Origin of the sequence: Variovorax sp. Root318D1, from assembly GCF_001424835.1 — a bacterium.
Lineage (GTDB): Bacteria > Pseudomonadota > Gammaproteobacteria > Burkholderiales > Burkholderiaceae_C > Variovorax.
Map to the genome: position 1 here is coordinate 259,039 of NZ_LMCQ01000003.1, position 18,560 is coordinate 277,598.

At 66.7% G+C, this 18,560-nt stretch carries 19 protein-coding genes; 14 read left to right on the forward strand and 5 right to left on the reverse strand.

Going from position 1 to position 18,560, the window contains the following annotated elements; genetic code table 11:
- Positions 1-25: 25 nt before the first annotated feature.
- The 11 genes from ASC78_RS04900 (at position 26) to ASC78_RS04950 (ending at position 9,890) form a co-directional block, all read left to right on the forward strand.
- A complete protein-coding gene (locus tag ASC78_RS04900) occupies positions 26-2,347 on the forward strand; it encodes a heavy metal translocating P-type ATPase (RefSeq protein ID WP_055797195.1) in 2,322 nt (773 codons plus the stop codon).
- Complete coding sequence (gene ccoS / locus ASC78_RS04905) at positions 2,347-2,484, forward strand: cbb3-type cytochrome oxidase assembly protein CcoS (RefSeq protein WP_055797198.1); 138 nt, start codon at positions 2,347-2,349, stop codon at positions 2,482-2,484. Before ASC78_RS04900 ends, ccoS begins: the two co-directional genes overlap by 1 nt.
- A 65-nt stretch (positions 2,485-2,549) precedes the next feature.
- On the forward strand, positions 2,550-3,989 hold the full coding sequence (ccoN, locus tag ASC78_RS04910; protein ID WP_055797201.1) for a cytochrome-c oxidase, cbb3-type subunit I: 1,440 nt from the start codon (positions 2,550-2,552) through the stop codon (positions 3,987-3,989).
- A gap of 9 nt (positions 3,990-3,998) precedes the next feature.
- Positions 3,999-4,631 carry a cytochrome-c oxidase, cbb3-type subunit II gene (gene ccoO, locus ASC78_RS04915; RefSeq protein WP_055797203.1) on the forward strand — a complete coding sequence of 211 codons (633 nt, stop codon included), beginning with the start codon at positions 3,999-4,001 and terminating at the stop codon, positions 4,629-4,631.
- Between the two features lie 13 nt (positions 4,632-4,644).
- On the forward strand, positions 4,645-4,785 hold the full coding sequence (locus tag ASC78_RS04920) for a CcoQ/FixQ family Cbb3-type cytochrome c oxidase assembly chaperone (protein ID WP_055797206.1): 141 nt from the start codon (positions 4,645-4,647) through the stop codon (positions 4,783-4,785).
- A gap of 16 nt (positions 4,786-4,801) precedes the next feature.
- Entirely contained in the window at positions 4,802-5,713 is a 912-nt protein-coding gene (ccoP, locus tag ASC78_RS04925; RefSeq protein WP_055797209.1) for a cytochrome-c oxidase, cbb3-type subunit III, read from the forward strand.
- A 19-nt stretch (positions 5,714-5,732) separates the two neighbouring features.
- On the forward strand, positions 5,733-7,193 hold the full coding sequence (ccoG, locus tag ASC78_RS04930) for a cytochrome c oxidase accessory protein CcoG (RefSeq protein WP_055797212.1): 1,461 nt from the start codon (positions 5,733-5,735) through the stop codon (positions 7,191-7,193).
- Between the two features lie 16 nt (positions 7,194-7,209).
- Positions 7,210-7,506 carry a FixH family protein gene (locus ASC78_RS04935; RefSeq protein ID WP_055797215.1) on the forward strand — a complete coding sequence of 99 codons (297 nt, stop codon included), beginning with the start codon at positions 7,210-7,212 and terminating at the stop codon, positions 7,504-7,506.
- Complete coding sequence (locus ASC78_RS04940) at positions 7,503-7,754, forward strand: hypothetical protein (RefSeq protein WP_055797218.1); 252 nt, start codon at positions 7,503-7,505, stop codon at positions 7,752-7,754. The genes ASC78_RS04935 and ASC78_RS04940 overlap by 4 nt, the downstream gene beginning before the upstream one ends.
- Positions 7,751-9,172 carry an oxygen-independent coproporphyrinogen III oxidase gene (hemN, locus tag ASC78_RS04945; RefSeq protein ID WP_055797220.1) on the forward strand — a complete coding sequence of 474 codons (1,422 nt, stop codon included), beginning with the start codon at positions 7,751-7,753 and terminating at the stop codon, positions 9,170-9,172. The genes ASC78_RS04940 and hemN overlap by 4 nt, the downstream gene beginning before the upstream one ends.
- A 4-nt stretch (positions 9,173-9,176) precedes the next feature.
- Positions 9,177-9,890, forward strand: a complete 714-nt coding sequence (locus ASC78_RS04950) for a sulfite exporter TauE/SafE family protein (protein WP_055797223.1) — start codon at positions 9,177-9,179, stop codon at positions 9,888-9,890.
- Positions 9,891-9,900: 10 nt separating this feature from the next.
- On the opposite strand, the gene ASC78_RS04955 is transcribed toward ASC78_RS04950, so the two are convergent.
- From ASC78_RS04955 to ASC78_RS04970, 4 genes are all read right to left on the reverse strand, one after another.
- A complete protein-coding gene (locus ASC78_RS04955; RefSeq protein ID WP_055797226.1) occupies positions 9,901-11,994 on the reverse strand; it encodes a PAS domain S-box protein in 2,094 nt (697 codons plus the stop codon).
- A gap of 4 nt (positions 11,995-11,998) precedes the next feature.
- The gene (locus ASC78_RS04960; RefSeq protein WP_055797228.1) at positions 11,999-12,745 is read right to left on the reverse strand and encodes a winged helix-turn-helix domain-containing protein; all 747 of its coding nucleotides are present in this window, start codon (positions 12,743-12,745) and stop codon (positions 11,999-12,001) included.
- Positions 12,746-12,848: 103 nt separating this feature from the next.
- On the reverse strand, positions 12,849-15,209 hold the full coding sequence (locus ASC78_RS04965) for a phosphoketolase family protein (RefSeq protein WP_055797231.1): 2,361 nt from the start codon (positions 15,207-15,209) through the stop codon (positions 12,849-12,851).
- On the reverse strand, positions 15,206-15,469 hold the full coding sequence (locus tag ASC78_RS04970) for a BON domain-containing protein (RefSeq protein WP_055797235.1): 264 nt from the start codon (positions 15,467-15,469) through the stop codon (positions 15,206-15,208). Before ASC78_RS04970 ends, ASC78_RS04965 begins: the two co-directional genes overlap by 4 nt.
- Before the next feature lie 268 nt (positions 15,470-15,737).
- On the opposite strand from ASC78_RS04970, the gene ASC78_RS04975 reads away from it, so the two are divergent.
- Entirely contained in the window at positions 15,738-16,922 is a 1,185-nt protein-coding gene (locus tag ASC78_RS04975) for a DesA family fatty acid desaturase (RefSeq protein ID WP_055797326.1), read from the forward strand.
- 107 nt (positions 16,923-17,029) lie between these two features.
- The gene (locus ASC78_RS04980) at positions 17,030-17,245 is read left to right on the forward strand and encodes a hypothetical protein (RefSeq protein WP_055797238.1); all 216 of its coding nucleotides are present in this window, start codon (positions 17,030-17,032) and stop codon (positions 17,243-17,245) included.
- A gap of 19 nt (positions 17,246-17,264) precedes the next feature.
- Here ASC78_RS04980 and ASC78_RS04985 read toward each other — a convergent pair whose 3' ends face one another.
- The gene (locus tag ASC78_RS04985; protein WP_055797240.1) at positions 17,265-17,774 is read right to left on the reverse strand and encodes a universal stress protein; all 510 of its coding nucleotides are present in this window, start codon (positions 17,772-17,774) and stop codon (positions 17,265-17,267) included.
- A gap of 191 nt (positions 17,775-17,965) precedes the next feature.
- Here ASC78_RS04985 and ASC78_RS04990 point away from each other — a divergent pair, with 191 nt between their 5' ends.
- On the forward strand, positions 17,966-18,550 hold the full coding sequence (locus ASC78_RS04990) for a hemerythrin domain-containing protein (RefSeq protein ID WP_055797243.1): 585 nt from the start codon (positions 17,966-17,968) through the stop codon (positions 18,548-18,550).
- The last annotated feature ends 10 nt before the right edge of the window (positions 18,551-18,560 follow it).

Consider the following 18,560-nt stretch of genomic DNA (forward strand, 5'->3'; position numbering starts at 1 on the left):
CGGCCCCGGCCCTTAGCCTTGCCCGATGCAAGCTGCGCTCGCCCCTTTCTCCCCGGCCGCCGCGTTCCCACGGGCACCCCGTGAGGAGTGGCAGGTGCTCGATGATCCCTCCGAATGGACTGCGTTTGGCCGCGCGCTCGACGAAGCCGCCGGGCGATGGGAGTCGCAGGTGGCCGTGGAAGGCATGCATTGCGCGGCCTGCGGCCTCACCGTGGAAACGGCGCTGCTGCACGTGCCCGGCGTGCTCGAAGTGCAGGTCAACGCCGCGAGCCAGCGTGCGCGCGTGGTGTGGTCCGCCGCACAGACGCGGCCCTCCCGCTGGTTCGAGGCCTCCGAGGCTGCGGGCTATCGGCTGGTGCCGGCCGCGGACAGCTCCGCGCGCGAGCGCCGTTCGCGCGAACTACGGCTTGCCTTGTGGCGCTGGCTGGTGTCGGGCTTCTGCATGATGCAGGTGATGATGTATGCCTACCCGGCCTACATCGCGCAGCCCGGCGAGATGACGGCGGACGCGGCGCAATTGCTTCGCTGGGCCTCGTGGGTGCTCACGCTGCCGGTGCTCTTCTTTTCGTGCGGCCCGTTCTTCCGCAGCGCATGGCGTGACCTGCGCAACGGGAGGATCGGCATGGATCTGCCGGTGGCCTTCGGCATCGCCATTGCCTTCGCGGTCAGCAGCGCAGCCACCTTCGACGGCGCGGGAGTGCTCGGCCGCGAGGTGTATTTCGACTCGCTGACCATGTTCGTGTTCTTCCTCCTCACCGGCCGCTGGCTCGAGGCGCGGCTGCGCGACCGCACGGCAGGCTCGCTCGAGGCCGTGATGAACCGCTTGCCCGACAGCATCGAACGCCTGGAAGCCGATGGCGGCTGGCAGCGCGTGGCAGTGCGCCGCCTGACCGCGGGCGACGTGGTGCGGGTGCGCCCCGGCGAGGCGTTTCCAGCCGACGGCGTGCTGATCGACGGCGGCACCAGCACTGACGAGGCGCTGCTCACCGGCGAATCGCGTCCTGTGCCGCGTTCGCGCGGCGAGCGCGTGCTGGCGGGCAGCCACAACCTCTCGGCCACGGTGCAGGTGCGCATCGAATCGGTGGGCGAGGGCACGCGCTTCGCGCAGATCGTGCGGCTGATGGAAAGCGCCGCGCTGAGCAAGCCGCGCCTGGCCCAGCTGGCGGACCGGATCGCGCGGCCGTTTCTCATCCTCGTGCTGGCGTCGGCCGCCGGGGCCGCGGCCTTCTGGTGGCACGTCGATTCGGGCAAGGCCCTGATGGTGGCGGTGGCGGTACTGATCGTGACCTGCCCATGCGCGCTGTCCCTTGCCACGCCGGCCGCCATGCTCGCGAGCGCAGGGGCGCTGGCGCGGGGCGGCGTGCTGACCTCGAACCTGCAGGCGCTGGAGGCGCTGGCCTCGGTCGATACGGTGGTCTTCGACAAGACCGGCACGCTGACTGGCGACACGCCGCGCCTTGAGCGCGTGTATTGCCGGCAGGGCCTTCGCCCCGGCGATGCGCTGGAGATCGGCGCCGCACTGGGCGCGCACTCGCTGCATCCCGGTGCCCGCGCGCTGGTGCACGCATGGAATGCCCAGTTCCGCTTGCCGCCCGCATGGGAGGTGACGCAGCCCGCCGAGCTGGCAGGCCTCGGCCTCGAAGGCCTGCTGCGCCGAGGCACGAGTGCCGATGCGCTGGCCCGACGCGTGCGGCTGGGCTCGGCAAGCCACTGCAAGGTACCGGCGCTGCAGGTCGAGTCGCCGCAGGTCCACTTGAGCGACGAAGAGGGCTGGCTCGCGAGCTTCGTGCTCGCCGAGGAACTGCGCCCGGATGCTGCCGCCGCGGTGGCGGCGCTGCAGGCCGAAGGCATCACGGTGCGCCTGCTCTCCGGCGACCGCGACAGCGCGGCCCGCGAGATCGCCGCGAGCGCCGGCATTGCCTTTGCACAGGGCGGCTGCACGCCCGAGGACAAGCTGGAGGTGCTGTGGCGGCTGCAGGCCGAAGGCCGGCAGGTGGCGATGGTGGGCGACGGCCTCAACGACGGTCCTTCGCTGGCACGCGCGAATGCTTCTTTCGCCTTCGGCCGCGCGGTGCCGCTCTCGCGTGCGCGGGCCGACTTCGTCGTGCTCGGCGATGCGCTTTCTTCCATTCCGCGCACCATCGCGCAGGCACGGCGAACGCTGCACGTGGTGCGGCAGAACCTTGCATGGGCGGCAGGCTACAACGCGCTGTGCGTGCCGCTGGCCATTGCCGGCTGGCTGCCCGCATGGCTCGCGGGCCTGGGGATGGCGGCGAGCTCGCTGGTGGTGGTGCTCAACGCGGCGCGGCTCGCGACCGGGGACACCGGGAACAAGGCGGTTCGCTGATGGACATCCTGTTTCTCCTGATCCCGCTGTCGGTCGTGCTGGTGCTCGCCATCCTGGGCGGCCTGTGGTGGGCCATCGAGCGTGGTCAATTCGACGACATCGAGATCGAAGGCGATCGGATCCTGCAAGGCGATTGATCTGCATCAAACCCGCCCGAGGGGTGCGCGGGGACACTGGCTGCGGTCCATCAAGAGGCAGCACGATGCAAGAACCCAATCCTCCCGCAGCGGCTTACGACGATACCGTCGTTAGGCAGTTCGCCCTCATGTCCGTCGTCTGGGGCGTGGTCGGCATGCTCGTCGGCGTGATCATCGCCTCGCAGCTGGCATGGCCCGAGCTCAACCTTGGCATTCCATGGCTCAGCTACGGCCGCCTGCGGCCGCTGCACACCAACGCGGTGATCTTCGCGTTCGGCGGCTGCGCGCTCATGGCCACCAGCTTCCACGTGGTGCAGCGCACCTGCCAGGTCCGGTTGTTCGCACCGGCGCTCGCGTCGTTCGTGTTCTGGGGCTGGCAGGCCGTGATCGTGGCCGCCGCCATCAGCCTGCCGCTGGGCTACACCACGGGCAAGGAATACGCCGAACTCGAATGGCCGATCGACATCCTTATCGCGGCGGTGTGGGTGTCCTACGCGGTCGTGTTCTTCGGCACCATCGGCGTTCGCAAGGTGCGTCACATCTACGTTGCGAACTGGTTCTTCGGCGCATTCATCATCGCCGTGGCCTTGCTGCACATCGTCAACAGCGCCGAGATTCCTGCCGGCTGGATGAAGAGCTACTCAGCCTATGCGGGCGTGCAGGACGCCATGGTGCAGTGGTGGTACGGCCACAACGCGGTGGGCTTCTTCCTCACCGCGGGCTTCCTCGGAATGATGTACTACTACATCCCCAAGCAGGCCGGACGGCCGGTGTATTCGTACCGGCTCTCCATCGTCCACTTCTGGGCGCTGATCTTCACCTACATGTGGGCCGGCCCGCACCACCTGCACTACACGGCGCTGCCGGACTGGACGCAGTCGCTGGGTATGGTGTTCTCGCTGATCCTGCTGGCGCCGAGCTGGGGCGGAATGATCAACGGCGTGATGACGCTCTCGGGCGCCTGGCACAAGCTGCGCACCGACCCGATCCTGCGCTTCCTGATCGTGGCGCTGTCGTTCTACGGCATGGCGACCTTCGAGGGACCCTTGATGTCCATCAAGACCGTCAACGCCCTGAGCCACTACACCGACTGGACCGTCGGCCACGTGCATGCCGGCGCGCTCGGCTGGGTGGGCTTCATCACCATGGGATCGCTCTACTACCTGATCCCGCGCATGTACGGCCGCACGGAGATGTACAGCGTGAAGGCCATCGATGCGCACTTCTGGATCGCCACCATCGGCATCGTGTTCTACATCGCCGCCATGTGGATCGCGGGCGTCATGCAGGGCCTGATGTGGCGCGCCATCAACCCCGACGGCACGCTCACCTACACCTTCGTGGAGAGCGTGAAGGCCACCTTCCCGTTCTACGTGGTGCGGCTGGCCGGCGGCCTGCTGTACCTGGGCGGCATGCTGGTGATGGCCTGGAACGTGTGGATGACCGTGATCTCCGGGCGTTCGGTTCCGGCGTCGATTCCATCCGTTGCCATTGCCCACGCCTGAGGAATACGCATGAACCCGAACCCTGAACAAAAGAGCAGCGGCTTCACCCACGAGAAGGTGGAGACCAACAACCTGCTGATGATCGTGCTGATCCTCGTGGTGATCGCCATCGGCGGCATGGTCGAGATCGTGCCGCTGTTCTTCCAGAAGTCGACCACCGAGCCGATCCAGGGCCTGAAGCCGAACACCGCGCTGCAGCTCGCTGGCCGCGATGTCTACCTGCGCGAGGGTTGCTACAACTGCCACTCGCAGATGATCCGGCCCTTCCGCTCGGAGACGCTGCGCTACGGCCACTATTCGGTGGCGGGCGAGTTCGTCTACGACCACCCGTTTCAGTGGGGCAGCAAGCGCACCGGCCCCGACCTGCACCGCGTGGGTGGCAAGTACAGCGACGAGTGGCAGCGCATCCACCTGAACAACCCGCGCGACTTGGTGCCCGAGTCGAACATGCCGGCCTATCCATGGCTGGACAAGAACATCGTCGACGCCGAAGCCATTCCGCGCCGCATGCGCGCACTACGCCAGGTCGGCGTGCCGTACTCGGACGAGGAAATCGCCCGCGCGGCCGCAGACGTCCGCGGCAAGACCGAGCTGGACGCGACGGTGGCGTATCTGCAATCTCTGGGCCTCGCGCTCAAGTAAGGAGCACCCGACCATGACCGACCTCACCACCCTGCGCGTTGCCGCCACCTTGCTTTGCTTTGCGCTTTTCCTCGGCATCGTGGCCTGGGCCTACGCCCGCCGCAACGCCGCGCGCTTCGACGAAGCCGCCCACCTGCCATTCGAGCAAGACTGAAGAAGAGGGGCCCACGATGAGCGATTTCGTCAACAACTTCTGGTCGAACTACGTTGCGGCCGGCACGGTGCTGAGCATCGTCGGGTGCATGCTGCTGCTGTGGCTCACGGCCCGCAAGCGCGTGGCCTCCGATGCGGACAACACCACCGGCCACGTCTGGGACGAGGACCTGCGCGAATCCAATAACCCGCTGCCCCTGTGGTGGGTCGGCCTGTTCGTGATAACCATCTTTTTCTCGGTCGGCTACCTCGTGGTCTTTCCGGGCCTGGGCAGTTTCAGCGGGCAGGCGAACTGGAGCACCAGGAGCGAGTACGACACCGAAGTCGACAAGGCCAACCAGGCGCTGGCGCCGGTCTACGCGAGCTTTGCCGCCATGTCGATGGAAGACGTCGCACGCGAGCCCAAGGCCATGGCCATCGGCGAACGCCTGTTCATGAACAACTGCTCCCAGTGCCACGGCTCCGACGCGCGCGGCAGCAAGGGCTTTCCCAACCTGACCGACAAGGACTGGCTGCACGGCGGCGCGCCCGAGAAGATCGCCGAGACCATCACCAAGGGCCGCACCGGCGTGATGCCGCCCCTGGCAGCGGCCGTCGGCACCCAGGAAGAGGTGAAGAACCTGGCCAACTACGTGCTGAGCCTTTCGGGTGCGCCGCACGACTCGGTGCGCGCGGGCCTCGGCAAGTCCAAGTTCACGGTGTGCGCCGCCTGCCACGGCATCGGCGGTGTCGGCAACCAGGCCGTGGGCGCGCCCAACCTCGCCGACAAGGTCTGGCTGCACGGCTATGGCGAAAGCGCCATCGTGCAGATCGTCAATGTCGGCAAGCACAGCGACATGCCGGCCCAGGAAGGCCGCCTGACCGAGGCGCAGATCAAGCTGCTTGCTTCCTATGTTTGGGGCCTTTCGAACCCCGTGGCGGGGCCCTGACTTCCGCGGCCGTTCCATCATGAATTCACCTGTCCCCGTTCCTGCATCGGCACCGGCTGCCAGCTCCGGCGCGCGCAAGATCATTCCCATCGTTCCGGTGGAGAGCGACGCGGTCGGCCTGTACGAAGCCACGAAGAAGATCTATCCGCGCACCGTGCGCGGCATGTTCGCGCGCTGGCGCTGGGCCCTGGTGTTCCTGACCCAGCTGGTGTTCTATGGCCTGCCGTGGGCGGAGTGGGGCGAGCGGCAGCTGGTGTTGTTCGACCTGGCGGCGCGCCGCTTCTACATATTCGGGCTGGTGCTGTATCCGCAGGACCTGATCTACCTGTCGGGCCTGCTGGTGGTCAGTGCTCTGGCGCTCTTTCTCTTCACCGCCGTGGCCGGGCGGCTGTGGTGCGGCTTCGCCTGCCCGCAGACGGTTTACACCGAGATCTTCATGTGGGTGGAGCACAAGATCGAAGGCAACCGCACGGCGCGCATGCGGCTGGACGCCGAACCGATGTCGCTCGAGAAGCTGGTGAAGAAGTGGTTCAAGCATTTGGTGTGGATCGGCATCGCGCTGTGGACCGGCTTTACTTTCGTGGGCTACTTCACGCCCATCCGCGACCTGGGCTTGGCGTTCCTGCAGACCCGCATGGGTTCGTGGGAAGTGTTCTGGGTTTTCTTCTACGGCTTTGCGACCTATGGCAATGCGGGCTTCATGCGCGAGCAGGTCTGCAAGTACATGTGCCCGTATGCGCGCTTTCAGAGCGCCATGTTCGACCGCGACACGCTCATCGTCACCTACGACCCGAAGCGCGGCGAGCCGCGCGCACCGAGGCGCAAGGGCCTCGATCCGCGCAGCGTGGCGCTGGGCGACTGCATCGACTGCGGGCTTTGCGTGCAGGTGTGCCCCACGGGCATCGACATCCGCGAGGGGTTGCAATACGAATGCATCGGCTGCGGCCTGTGCGTGGACGCCTGCGACACCGTGATGCAGAAGATGGCCTATGCGCCGCGGCTCATCCGCTACGACACGCAGAACGGCATGGAAGCCGGATGGACGCGCCGCCAGCTGCTGCGCCGCGTGCTGCGTCTGCGCGTGCTGGTCTACACCGCCATCCTGGCGCTGCTGGTGGCGGGGCTCCTGGCCAGCCTGGTCGCGCGCACGCCGTTGAAGGTCGACGTGGTGCGCGACCGCGCGTCGCTGGCCCGCATCGTCGAGGGTGGTCGGCTGGAGAACGTCTACCGGCTCCAGATCATGAACGCCACCGAGGAGGCGCGCCACTACCGCATCGCGGCGCACGGCATCGAAGGACTGAGCGTCTCGCCCGACGAACGCGTCACGATCGATGCGGCCCAGTCGCGCTGGGTTGCCGTGCGCCTGCAGGTGCCTTACGGCGTGGTGCCGTCCGGCTCGCACACGGTGCACTTCGACATCCGGGACGAAGAGGGCGGGGCCGCAGTGTCCGAGAAAGCGGTCTTCCTGGTGCCGCGCTGAAGCAAGGAATCAAAAAATGAAGGCGACAAAAAACAATTGGACGGAGACGGCCGGCGACAAACCATGGTGGCGCTATCCGCTGCTCTGGATGGTGATTGCCGGGCCCGCGCTGGTGGTGGTCGCGAGCTTCGTGACCTTCTGGGTTGCGTGGGGAAGCTCCGACCCGCTGGTGTCGCAAGACTATTACCGACGCGGCGTCGAGATCAACAAGACCTTGGCGGACAAGAAACTGATGCCCGCCGTCAGCGGCAGGAACCATGCGGCCACGCCCGAAGAAGCCGTGCCGCTGCCGCGCCGCGAGGCCAGGCCATGACTTGGTCACGCCAGCTCATCGGCGTCTTGTGGCCGGCCTTCCTGCTGGCCTGCGCCATCGAGATCCTGATTTTCGCGATGGTCGATCCGTCCGACTTGCACTGGGGCGGGGAGGCGCTGCGCATGTCGCGCCAGGGCGTCTACACCGTCGCCTTCTTCATCTTCTGGGCCATGGCGGCGGCGTCGAGCGCATTCACCGCGCTCCTGGCCATGCCGCCGTCCCGCGACCTTCCCGAGCATCCGCAATGACCTCGACTTCCATCGCCTTTCTCGACCGCCTCGTCGTTCCAGACGCGGCGCCCCTGTCGACCGCCTTGCTGCGCCAGTTCGACGTCGCGGGGCCGCGCTACACCTCGTACCCGACGGCCGACCGTTTCGTGGACGCCTTCGATGCCGACGATTACGCGCTGGCGCTGCAGGGCCGGCGCGATGGGGGCGCGTCGGCGGCGCCGCTGTCACTGTACGTGCACATCCCGTTCTGCGAATCGCTGTGCTACTACTGCGCCTGCAACAAGATCGTGACGAAGCACCACGAGAAGGCCACCCAATACCTGGCCTACCTGGCACGCGAAGTCCGGCTCCAGGTTGCGCAGCTCGGGCGCGGCACCACCGTGAGCCAGCTGCACCTGGGCGGCGGCACGCCCACGTTCCTGAATGATGCCGAGTTGGGCCAGCTCCTTGCCACGCTGCGCGAAGCATTCGTCTTTCTTCCCGGTGGCGAGCGGTCCATCGAGATCGACCCGCGCACCGTCGATGCGGCGCGGCTCGCGCACCTGGCGTCGCTGGGCTTCAACCGGCTGAGCTTTGGCGTGCAGGACTTCGATCCCGACGTGCAGAAGGCAGTGCATCGCATCCAGCCAGCGCACCAGGTGTTCGACCTGATGGCCGAGGCGCGCGCGCTGGGCTTCCAGTCGATCAACGTCGACCTGATCTACGGCTTGCCGCGCCAGAACGAAGCATCGTTCGACCGCACGATGGCGCAGGTCTGCGAGCTCCGGCCCGACCGCATTGCGCTGTATGCCTACGCGCACCTGCCCGAGCGCTTCAAACCGCAGCGGCGCATTGCCGCGGACGAGCTGCCCGATGCGGCGGCGCGGGTGCAGATGCTCGGGCGCGCCGTGGCCACACTCACCGACGCCGGGTACGTCTACATCGGCATGGACCATTTCGCGCTGCCGGACGACCCCCTTGCGGTGGCCAAGCGGGAAGGGCGGCTGCATCGCGACTTCCAGGGCTACAGCACCCAGCCCGACGGCGACCTGGTGGCGCTCGGTGTCTCGGCCATCGGCCGCATCGGTGCCACCTACAGCCAGAACGTGAAGACCATCGACGCGTATTACGACCTGCTCGACCAGGGCCGGCTGCCCGTGGTTCGCGGGCTTGCGCTCTCGCGCGACGACCTGTTGCGGCGTGCCGTGATCATGGCCCTGATGTGCAGGGGGCACGTCAATTTCGACGCCATGAGCGAAACGCACCGGATCGACTTTCGCCACTACTTCGCCACCGAGTTCGCGGCGCTCGGGCCCCTGGTGGCGCAGGGATTGGTACGGATGACCGACCACGACATCGAAGTAACGCCGCAGGGATGGTTCGTGGTGCGCGCCATTGCCATGGTGTTCGACCGGTACTGCCGCGAGAACCGCACCCGCTTTTCGCGCGTGGTCTGAAAACATGCAGACCGGGCTGGCCACTGCTGCGGTGCTGATGGGCCTGGCGGGCGGGCCGCATTGCGTGGCCATGTGCGGTGCGGCGTCGGCCGCCGTGATCCGCATCGTGCCCTTGTCGGCGGCCTCTGCATCGGCGGTTGCCGGAGTCGGCACCGCGTTCACTTCGCAGGCGGCCTTTCACCTGGGGCGTATCGTGAGCTACGCCACGGCAGGCGCCATCGCAGCCGCAAGCGTCGACAGCCTTGCCCAGGCCAGCACGCACTTGGCTGCGCTCAGGCCGCTCTGGATGCTGCTGCATGTATTCGTGTTCGCGTGGGGCGTGGTCCTCGCCGTTTCGGGTCGCCAGCCGCAATGGGCGCGGCGCATCGGCCGCACGCTCGAGGCGCGGCTTCGTCCGCTGGCCGGAGGCTCGCTGCTCGGCGTGCTCGCGACCGGTGCGCTGTGGGTTGCGATGCCGTGCGGGTTGCTCTACTCGGCGCTGCTGCTGGCCAGCCTCGGCAACGGACCGCTGCAGGGCGGACTTGCGATGATGCTGTTCGCCATCGGCAGCGGCCTTTCGCTGGTGCTTGCGCCGTGGCTCTGGCAGAAGCTCAGGTGGAGCGGCGGCGGTGGGCCGCAGGTCTGGGGCGCGCGCCTGGCTGGCGCACTGCTTGCGGCCGTGGCGCTGCAGGCGCTCTGGCTGGATATCGGCCACCAGATCGAGGCCTGGTGCCGCTGAACGCGCCGCACTACGGGTGCGCAAGCACCCTTGCCATGGCACGCGCAAGCTCGGCCCGCGTGTACGGCTTGCGCAGCAGCTCCCAGCTTTGCGGCACTTCCCGGTCGGCCTCCAGCAGCTCCGACGAGAAGCCGGACATGAGGAGAATCGCGAGCTCCGGAAAGCGCTGCTGCGCCTCGGCTGCTAGCCGCGTTCCGCGCATGCCGGGCCCGAGTGCGATGTCGCTCAGCAGCAGATCGAAGGAGCCCGCATCGGCTTCCAGGCTCATCAGGGCCTGCTCGGCATTGCTGGCCGCGACCACGCTGCAGCCCAGGGTTGTCAAAAAGGTCTGCACGACCTTGCGCACTTCAGGGTCGTCCTCGACCAGCATCACGCGCAGGCCGGGCGGAATCGCCTGTTCGGCGTCTTCCTCTTCCATGGCAGGGGCGGCGGCTTCATTCGGCTGCGGCAGGAAGAGCGTCACTGTGGTGCCGGCGCCCGGCCGGGTGGCGATGGCAATGGCGCCCTTGGACTGCTTCACGAACCCGTAGACCGTGCTCAGGCCCAAGCCCGTGCCGCGGCCGGCTTCCTTGGTGGTGAAGAAGGGCTCGAACGCGCGCTCCTTCACTTCCTCGGTCATGCCGGTGCCGCTGTCGGTGATCGAAATGGCCACGAAGCTGCCGTGCGCATCGCGGTCGCTCAGCTCGTTGTGCACTTCCGGCGGCAGCGCGCTGCAGGCCTCGGTACGAAAGTGCAGCGTGCCGCCGTCGGGCATGGCGTCGCGCGCATTGATTGCAATGTTCAGCAACGCCGATTCGAGCTGCCCCGGGTCGGCAAGCACTGGCGGGCAGCTCGGTGCGCTGTCGATCGAAATGCCGATGCGCTGGTCGAGCGTGCGCCGCAGCATGTCGGCCAGGGAGTGCAGCATGGCATGCGTGTCCACTGCATGGGGCTGCAGCATCTGCCGGCGCGAGAAGGCCAGCAGCTTGCCGGTGAGCTCTGCGCCGCGCCGCGAGGCCCGCGCCGCCGCGCCCACCAGCTGCTGGGCGTAGCCATCGTTCGCGATGGCGGGCAGTTCTTCGAGCACCTGCAGATTGCCTTGGATCACGGTGAGCAGGTTGTTGAAATCATGCGCAATGCCGCCGGTGAGTTGGCCGACGCTTTCGAGCCGCTGCGCGTGGCTGAGCGCCTCTTCGGTCTGCACGCGCTGCAAGCTGGTGGCCAGCAGGTTCGAGAGCGACTCCAGGAATCGGAGCTCCTCGTCGCCGAAGCGCTTGGCCTCGCGCGAGCGCACGGTCAGCACGCCGATGAACCGGCCCCTGTCATAGAAAGGCACGGCCAGCGCACTGACCAGCCCGGCATCGAGGTAAGCCTGCGGCACCGCGAAGCGGCGCTCCTTTGCAAAGTCGGCCACCACCACCGGCGCGCCCTCTGCAAACACGAAGCCGGGCGGTGTGTTCGCGTGGCTCGGAATGCGCGCGCCGATCTCTTCGCTGGGCGAAAGGCCCACGCCGCTAGCGACGCGAAATTCAAGTCGGCTGTCGTCCAGCAGCAGCACCATGGCCACTTCGACTTCCAGTGCTTCCGCGGCCATGGCGGGCGCGTGGTCGAGTACCACCTGCAGGTCGCGCGTGTCGACGGCCAGGCGGCCCAGCTGCGCGAGGTAGTCGCTGTAGCGCGCGCGCTGCAGCGCCTGCTTCACGCGCGGGTAGGCGCCAATGTCGCGGATGGCGGCCACCACGAACGGCAAGCCCTGGCTTTGCAGCGGGCTGAGCGCGATCTCGACCATCACCTCGCTGCCGTCCTTGCGCTTGGCGACGAGTTCCATCTGCGTGCCCATGGGCCTCGGCCGTGGCGCCTGGCCATAGGCTTCGCGATAGGCGGCGTGGCGCGGCCGGATGCTGTCGGGCACCAAGACGTCCACGTTCACGCCCACCAGTTCATCGACGTCATAGCCCAGCAGCTTGGCCGCCGAAGGGTTGGCCAACACGATGCCGCCCGCCTGGTCGACCAGCAGCAGCGAGTCCGGGTAGGAAACGAACAGCGAGCGGAAGACGCTGCTCTCTTCGACGCCCGAGGGCAGCCTCGGCAACGCGCCGACGGAGGGAGAAGAGGGAGGGTTCATCGGGTCACCCGCGAGCCACGGGCGGAACCAGGATATAGCCGGCGCCGCGCACCGACTTGATGATCTGCGGATCGTCCGCGTCGGCTTCGATCTTCTTGCGCAGCCGCCCGACCTGCACGTCGATCGTGCGGTCGAAAGGGGCGGCTTCGCGCCCGCGTGTCTGCTCGAGCAGGAAGTCGCGCGACAGCACGCGGCCGGGGTGCCGCGCAAAAACACAGAGCAAGTCGAACTCACCGCCGGTGAGCGCCACGTTCTGCCCTTGCGGATTGGCCAGGCTCCGTGCGGCGACATCGAGCTGCCATCCAGCGAAACGGAGCTTGTCGGTAGCGGCAGGGGCAGCCGGTGCGGATGCGGGCAGGGATGCGTCCGCGGTATCGCTGGGCGCCAGGCGCCGGAGCACCGCCTTGACGCGTGCCACCAGTTCACGCAGGTCGAAGGGCTTGGTGACGTAGTCGTCCGCGCCTACCTCCAGGCCCACGACCTTGTCGACAGCATCGCCGCGGCCGGTGACGATGACGAGCCCGCAGCGCCAGTTTTCGCGCATGCGGCGTGCAATGGAAAAACCGTCCTCTCCAGGCAGGCCCAGGTCGAGCAGCACGAGGTCAGCCGGATCGGTGCCCATCAAAGCCATCAGCGAGGCGCCGTTGTGCAGCTGGGTCACCCGGAACCCGTGGCTTTGAAGGTAACCGGCCAGCAGTTGCGTGATGTCGACCTCGTCGTCGAGGACCGCGATGTGAAAGGCGGATGTCATTCGGAAAGCATGGAGTGGGGCGCGAACGCCACGGCATTGTTGGAGCCGTGGAAGCGTAGCACGCACGCCCCGGCGGCGCATGCCTTTGGTGCATGCCCAAGGGTCAACGTTTCCAGCGCCAGTCCGAGATCTCCGGCATGTCCTTGCCGTGAACGGTGATGTAGGCGCGGTGCTCCAGCAGCTTGTCGCGCAGGTGCTGCTGCACATGGCCCGCGCTGTTGCGAAAGCGCTCGACGCGGCCGATGGCATCGGCGGCCAAATGGAAGCGGTCGAGCCGATTGAGCACAGTCATGTCGAAGGGCGTCGTGGTGGTGCCTTCCTCCTGATAGCCGTGCACGTGGAAGTTGTCGTGGTTGGTTCGCTTGTAGGTCAGCCGGTGGATCAGCGAGGGATAACCGTGGAACGCGAAGATGACCGGGCGATCGGTGGTGAAGATGGCGTCGAAGTCCGCATCCGAAAGGCCGTGCGGATGGGCATTCGGCGCCTGAAGCGCCATCAGGTCGACCACGTTCACCACGCGCACCTTCAGGTCCGGAAGCATCTCGCGCAGCAGGTCGACCGCGGCCATGGTTTCGAGCGTGGGCACGTCTCCCGCACAGGCCATCACCACGTCGGGCGCCGCGCCTGTGTCATTGCTGGCCCAGGTCCAGATGCCGAGGCCGACCGTGCAATGGCGCACCGCCGATTCGATGTCCAGCCACTGCGGGGCGGGCTGCTTGCCGGCCACGATCACGTTCACGTAGTTGCGGCTGCGCAGGCAGTGGTCGACCACCGAGAGCAGGGTGTTGGCATCGGGCGGCAGGTACACGCGCACCACCTCGGCCTTCTTGTTGACCACGTGGTCGAGGAAGCCGGGGTCCTGGTGGCTGAAGCCGTTGTGGTCCTGCCGCCAGACATGGCTGGTGAGCAGGTAGTTGAGCGATGCAATCGGCCGCCGCCAGCCGATGCCACGAGTCACCTTGAGCCACTTGGCATGCTGGTTGAACATCGAATCGATGATGTGGATGAAGGCCTCGTAGCACGAGAAGAAGCCGTGCCGCCCGGTGAGCAGGTAGCCTTCGAGCCAGCCCTGGCAAAGATGCTCGCTGAGCACTTCCATCACGCGGCCGTCGGGCGACACGTGGTCGTCGCCTTCGAGTATCTCGGCGGTCGACGTGCGATCGGTCACCTGGAACAGGGCGCCGAGCCGGTTCGACGCGGTCTCGTCGGGGCCCATCACGCGGAAGTTGCGCGCGTCCTCATTGAGCCGCATCACATTGCGCAGAAATTCGCCGGCAACGCGCGTGGCTTCGGCGTCAGTTGCGCCTGGCTTGGCCACCGCCACCGCGTGCTCGCGAAAGAGCGGCATGGCCAGGTCCTTGAGCAGCAGGCCGCCGTTGGCATGCGGATTGGCGCTCATGCGCCTCGGCCCCTCGGGCGCGAGTGCGGCAATTTCGGGCCGCAGCGCGCCATGGGCATCGAACAGTTCCTCGGGCCGGTAGCTGCGCATCCAGTCTTCGAGCAGGCCGACATGCTCCGGCTTGCCGGCAAAGCCGGTCAGCGGCACCTGGTGGGCGCGGAAGGTGCCTTCTACCGGAATCCCGTCCACCTGCCGCGGCCCGGTCCAGCCCTTGGGCGAGCGCAGCACGATCATCGGCCAGCGCGGGCGTTCGCGGAACCCGTCGTTGCGGGCGCGCTGCTGGATGGCGTGGATGTCGTCCAGCGCCTTGTCGAGCGCGGCCGCCATCAGGCGGTGCATCTGCGCGGGTTCGTGCCCGGAGACGAATGCGGGCTCGTAGCCGTAGCCCCGCATCAGCTGCGCCAGCTCTTCGTCGCCGATGCGCGCGAGCACCGTGGGGCCGGCAATCTTGTAGCCGTTGAGATGTAGCACCGGCAGCACAGCGCCATCGGTCGCCGGGTTCAAGAACTTGTTGGAGTGCCAGCTGGCCGCCAGCGCGCCGGTCTCCGCCTCGCCGTCGCCGACCACGCAGCAAGCAAGCAGGCCGGGGTTGTCGAACACAGCGCCAAAGGCATGAAGCAGCGAGTAGCCCAGCTCTCCGCCTTCATGGATGGAGCCCGGCGTTTCGGGTGCCACGTGGCTCGGAATGCCGCCCGGAAACGAAAACTGTGTGAAGAGCCGCTTCAGGCCCTCTGCGTTGCGACCGATGTCCGGGTAGACCTCGCTGTAGGTACCTTCCAGGTAGGTGTTGGCGACCACGCCCGGCCCGCCGTGGCCAGGCCCGGCAATGAACAGGGCCTCGAGTTCGCGGGCCTTGATGGCCCGGTTCATGTGCGCATAGACGAAGTTGAGGCCCGGCGTGGTGCCCCAGTGGCCCAGGAGGCGCGGCTTGATGTGCGAAAGGCTCAGCTTCTCCCGCAGCAAGGGGTTGTCCATCAGGTAGATCTGGCCCACCGACAGATAGTTGGCGGCCCGCCACCAGGCGTCGAGCAGTGCGAAGTCGGCTTGTTCCGCCGCCGCTTTCATCTTTCGACGCCCGGCAGTTCGGCGCCGTTCGCGCAGTCGGCCGCATCCGCTGCCACGGTGAGCTTGTTCACGATGGTGGAGACGCCTTCCGCCCGTCGCACGGCGCGCTCGACCGCGAGCTTCAGGCTTTCGCTGGCGACCTTGCCTTGCAGCGTGACCACGCCATCTTTCACGTGCACGTCGACGTCGCACCCGAACACCGCCGGGTCCCAGTTCAGCTGGGCGAATACCTCGTGCCTGAGTTGAATATCGGGGTTCATTTCAAACCTTTCAAAAAATTAGCACGTGTGGGGCGCGCGGCAACGGGCTTCTCGCGAGTTTGAGCCGGCCATCGCGGTTGTCAACGCACCTCGCATGAAACCCCATGGCCTGTGCGTGCTGGCGGCAAGCGCGATGCCTGCAAACCGCCCGATGGCGCCTGGATCGATCTTGCGGCGGACCTGCGGCCGCGACCTTGACCTGCATCAAAGTCCCCGCACCGGCCGCTTTGCAGAATGCCGCGACTGTTCAAAAGGCCAAAAGGCACTCATGCAAACATTGTTCTTCTCGGGCTTTTTCGATCTCCCATGGTGGGCCGTGGTGCTCGTGGCGCTGGCGCTGACGCATGTCACCATTGCTTCGGTCACCATCTTTTTGCACCGTCACCAGGCGCATCGCGCGCTCGATCTGCATCCGGTGGCGAGCCATTTCTTCCGCTTCTGGCTCTGGCTGACGACGGGCATGGTGACGAAGGAGTGGGCCGCGGTGCATCGCAAGCACCACGCAAAATGCGACACGCCCGAAGACCCGCACAGCCCGCAGGTGCTGGGCATCAACCGAGTGCTGTGGGGCGGCGTGTTCCTCTACATCCGCGAGTCGAACAAGGCCGAGACCATTGCGCGCTACGGCCACGGCACGCCCGACGACTGGATCGAACGAAAGCTCTACTCGCAGCACAAGATCCTCGGCATCGTGCTGATGGGCCTGCTCGACATGGCGCTCTTCGGCGTGGTGCCGGGCGGGCTCATTCTTCTTGCGCAGATCGCGTGGATTCCGTTCTGGGCTGCCGGCGTGGTCAACGGCATCGGCCACTATTGGGGCTATCGCAACTGGCCCGCGCCAGACGCCAGCACGAACATCTCGCCCATCGGCATCCTGATTGGCGGGGAAGAGCTGCACAACAACCACCATGCCTTTCCCACCTCGGCCAAGCTGTCGAGCAAGTGGTATGAGTTCGACATCGGCTGGCTCTACATCCGTGTGCTGCAGGCGTTCGGTCTTGCCATGGTGAAGCACGTGGCGCCGACGCCGCGGCTTGCGGCGCCCAAGCCCGCCGTCGACCTGGAAACGGTGCAGGCGGTCATCCGGTGCCACTACGACGTGCTTTCGAGCTACGCGCGCTCCTTGAAGCAGGCTTACGTGGAAGAGCTCGGCCGGCTGCGCCGCCTGTCGCCGGACGAAGCCCGTTCGCTGCAGTCCGTCAAGCGCTGGCTGGCCAAGGACGAGCGCATGCTCGACGAATCGCGACGCATGCGGCTCACCATGGCTTTGCGCGGATCGCAGGCGCTGGATACGATGTATTCGATGCGCCGTGAACTGACTGCGCTTTGGAGCCGTTCCACCGCCACGGGCGAACAGCTCGTCAGGCAATTGCAGGACTGGTGCCAGCGTGCCGAGGCCAGCGGTATCGCGCCATTGGCCGAGTTCTCCAGGCGCCTGCGTTCGTACGCTTGACGGGCTGCAGACAAGCTTGCCGGCCCCGGGGACACATGATGGGCTGAAGGGCAACGTGCAAGCGTCCTGCTTGCACGATTTACCTTCAGGAACAAAGGAGAGAACACATGGACAGCAATGTTCCGCTGGCATCGGCATGGACCGATGCCTACCTTCGATCGCTGCTCGACTGGCAGGCGGCCTGCGGTACGAGCGCGCTGCAGGCGCAGCAGATCCAGCTCGGAATGCTTGCCGCCTGGCAGCAGACGGCCAAGGCGGTTCAGCAGGAGCTGTGGGACCAGTGGACCAGCCGCTTTGGCGGCGGCGTGCCGCTGGACGGGTAGGGCGGCCGCGCCCGCCGGCTTACTCGCTGGCGACGGCGCCGCTAGGCAGGGTGAAGCGCGCCGCCTCGGCCTTGGCGTGCACCTCGGGCGCCCGCACCAGCAGCACTGGAATGTTGGCGCTTCGCAGGATGTGCTCGGCGCTGCTTCCCATCACCATGCGGCCGAGGCCGCGGCGTCCGTGCGTTCCCAGGACGATCAAGTCCGCGGACCACGAAGCCGCTTCGGCCGTGACCCGGTCGGGAACGGCGCCTCTGAAGTTGTCGCACAGCACCGCGTCGGCCTCGACGCCTGCCGCGGCAGCTTTTGCCTTTCCATCTTCGAGCAACTGGGTGCCCGCGTCGCGCAGTTCGCGGAGCCAGTCGCCTGAATGGCCGGAATAGGCATCCATCGCCAGGGCGAAGGAAAGCTCGTCGATGACATGCATCAAGCGCAGGCGGCCTCCGGTGACCTTGGCAAGGCGAATCGCCTCGCCCAGGCCGTGGGCGGATGTCGAGCTTCCATCGACAGGAACAAGAATTCGCTGGTACATGGTTGTCCTCGCTTTGCTTGAGATGTTGATACAGCCAGTATCCGGACGGGCGCGGGACGCTGCTTGATGCCGATCAAGAGAATGCGTCGCCGCAAGGGCGAAAGCAATCAGCGGAATGCCCCCCATTTGATCTGCCGCAACCCCGGACGGCGCTGGACCTGAGACCCTTCGGGGACGCACAGGAGCCGTTCATGACCCACGCCACCATTCGCATCATTCGCCAGGAGCACGCGGCGCTGGCCGCCATGCTGCGCTCCATCGTCATGCTGCTCGAGCAGCACCGCCGCAAGGGCACGCGGCCCGATTTCACGTCCCTTCGGGCCATGCTGTTCTACGTGGACGAATTTCCCGAGAAGCGCCACCACCGCAAGGAAAGCGAGCTGCTGTTTCCGAAGCTGCGGGCCAGGACGCCGATATCCCGCGAGTTGATGGACCGGCTCGACAACGACCACGCATGGGGCGAACGGAAGATCCGCAATGTCGAGCACGCGCTGCTGGCTTTCGAAATGCTGGGCGACTCGCGGCGCGTAGCCTTCGAGAGCGCCGTGGAGCAATACGTGGATTTCTACCTGAACCACATGGCGCTGGAAGAGCGCGAAATCCTGCCGCTTGCCGAACGCGTGCTGACCGCGGAAGACTGGCGCGAGCTCGACGAGGCCTTCGGCCGCAACCGGGATCCGCTGACCGGCTATCCGCCGGAGCGGGAATATGAAGCGCTTTTCAGCCGCATCGTGAACATCGTGCCCGCGCCGATCGGGCTGGGCGCAGAGGCTTGATCTGGCGCAA

Bases quoted from the DNA above. Each gene is read 5' to 3' on its own strand.
- ASC78_RS04900 (WP_055797195.1), top strand. From the start codon at position 26: ATGCAAGCTGCGCTCGCCCCTTTCTCCCCGGCCGCCGCGTTCCCACGG.
- ccoS (WP_055797198.1), top strand. From the start codon at position 2,347: ATGGACATCCTGTTTCTCCTGATCCCGCTGTCGGTCGTGCTGGTGCTC.
- ccoN (WP_055797201.1), top strand. From the start codon at position 2,550: ATGCAAGAACCCAATCCTCCCGCAGCGGCTTACGACGATACCGTCGTT.
- ccoO (WP_055797203.1), top strand. From the start codon at position 3,999: ATGAACCCGAACCCTGAACAAAAGAGCAGCGGCTTCACCCACGAGAAG.
- ASC78_RS04920 (WP_055797206.1), top strand. From the start codon at position 4,645: ATGACCGACCTCACCACCCTGCGCGTTGCCGCCACCTTGCTTTGCTTT.
- ccoP (WP_055797209.1), top strand. From the start codon at position 4,802: ATGAGCGATTTCGTCAACAACTTCTGGTCGAACTACGTTGCGGCCGGC.
- ccoG (WP_055797212.1), top strand. From the start codon at position 5,733: ATGAATTCACCTGTCCCCGTTCCTGCATCGGCACCGGCTGCCAGCTCC.
- ASC78_RS04935 (WP_055797215.1), top strand. From the start codon at position 7,210: ATGAAGGCGACAAAAAACAATTGGACGGAGACGGCCGGCGACAAACCA.
- ASC78_RS04940 (WP_055797218.1), top strand. From the start codon at position 7,503: ATGACTTGGTCACGCCAGCTCATCGGCGTCTTGTGGCCGGCCTTCCTG.
- hemN (WP_055797220.1), top strand. From the start codon at position 7,751: ATGACCTCGACTTCCATCGCCTTTCTCGACCGCCTCGTCGTTCCAGAC.
- ASC78_RS04950 (WP_055797223.1), top strand. From the start codon at position 9,177: ATGCAGACCGGGCTGGCCACTGCTGCGGTGCTGATGGGCCTGGCGGGC.
- ASC78_RS04955 (WP_055797226.1), bottom strand. From the start codon at position 11,994: ATGAACCCTCCCTCTTCTCCCTCCGTCGGCGCGTTGCCGAGGCTGCCC.
- ASC78_RS04960 (WP_055797228.1), bottom strand. From the start codon at position 12,745: ATGACATCCGCCTTTCACATCGCGGTCCTCGACGACGAGGTCGACATC.
- ASC78_RS04965 (WP_055797231.1), bottom strand. From the start codon at position 15,209: ATGAAAGCGGCGGCGGAACAAGCCGACTTCGCACTGCTCGACGCCTGG.
- ASC78_RS04970 (WP_055797235.1), bottom strand. From the start codon at position 15,469: ATGAACCCCGATATTCAACTCAGGCACGAGGTATTCGCCCAGCTGAAC.
- ASC78_RS04975 (WP_055797326.1), top strand. From the start codon at position 15,738: ATGCAAACATTGTTCTTCTCGGGCTTTTTCGATCTCCCATGGTGGGCC.
- ASC78_RS04980 (WP_055797238.1), top strand. From the start codon at position 17,030: ATGGACAGCAATGTTCCGCTGGCATCGGCATGGACCGATGCCTACCTT.
- ASC78_RS04985 (WP_055797240.1), bottom strand. From the start codon at position 17,774: ATGTACCAGCGAATTCTTGTTCCTGTCGATGGAAGCTCGACATCCGCC.
- ASC78_RS04990 (WP_055797243.1), top strand. From the start codon at position 17,966: ATGACCCACGCCACCATTCGCATCATTCGCCAGGAGCACGCGGCGCTG.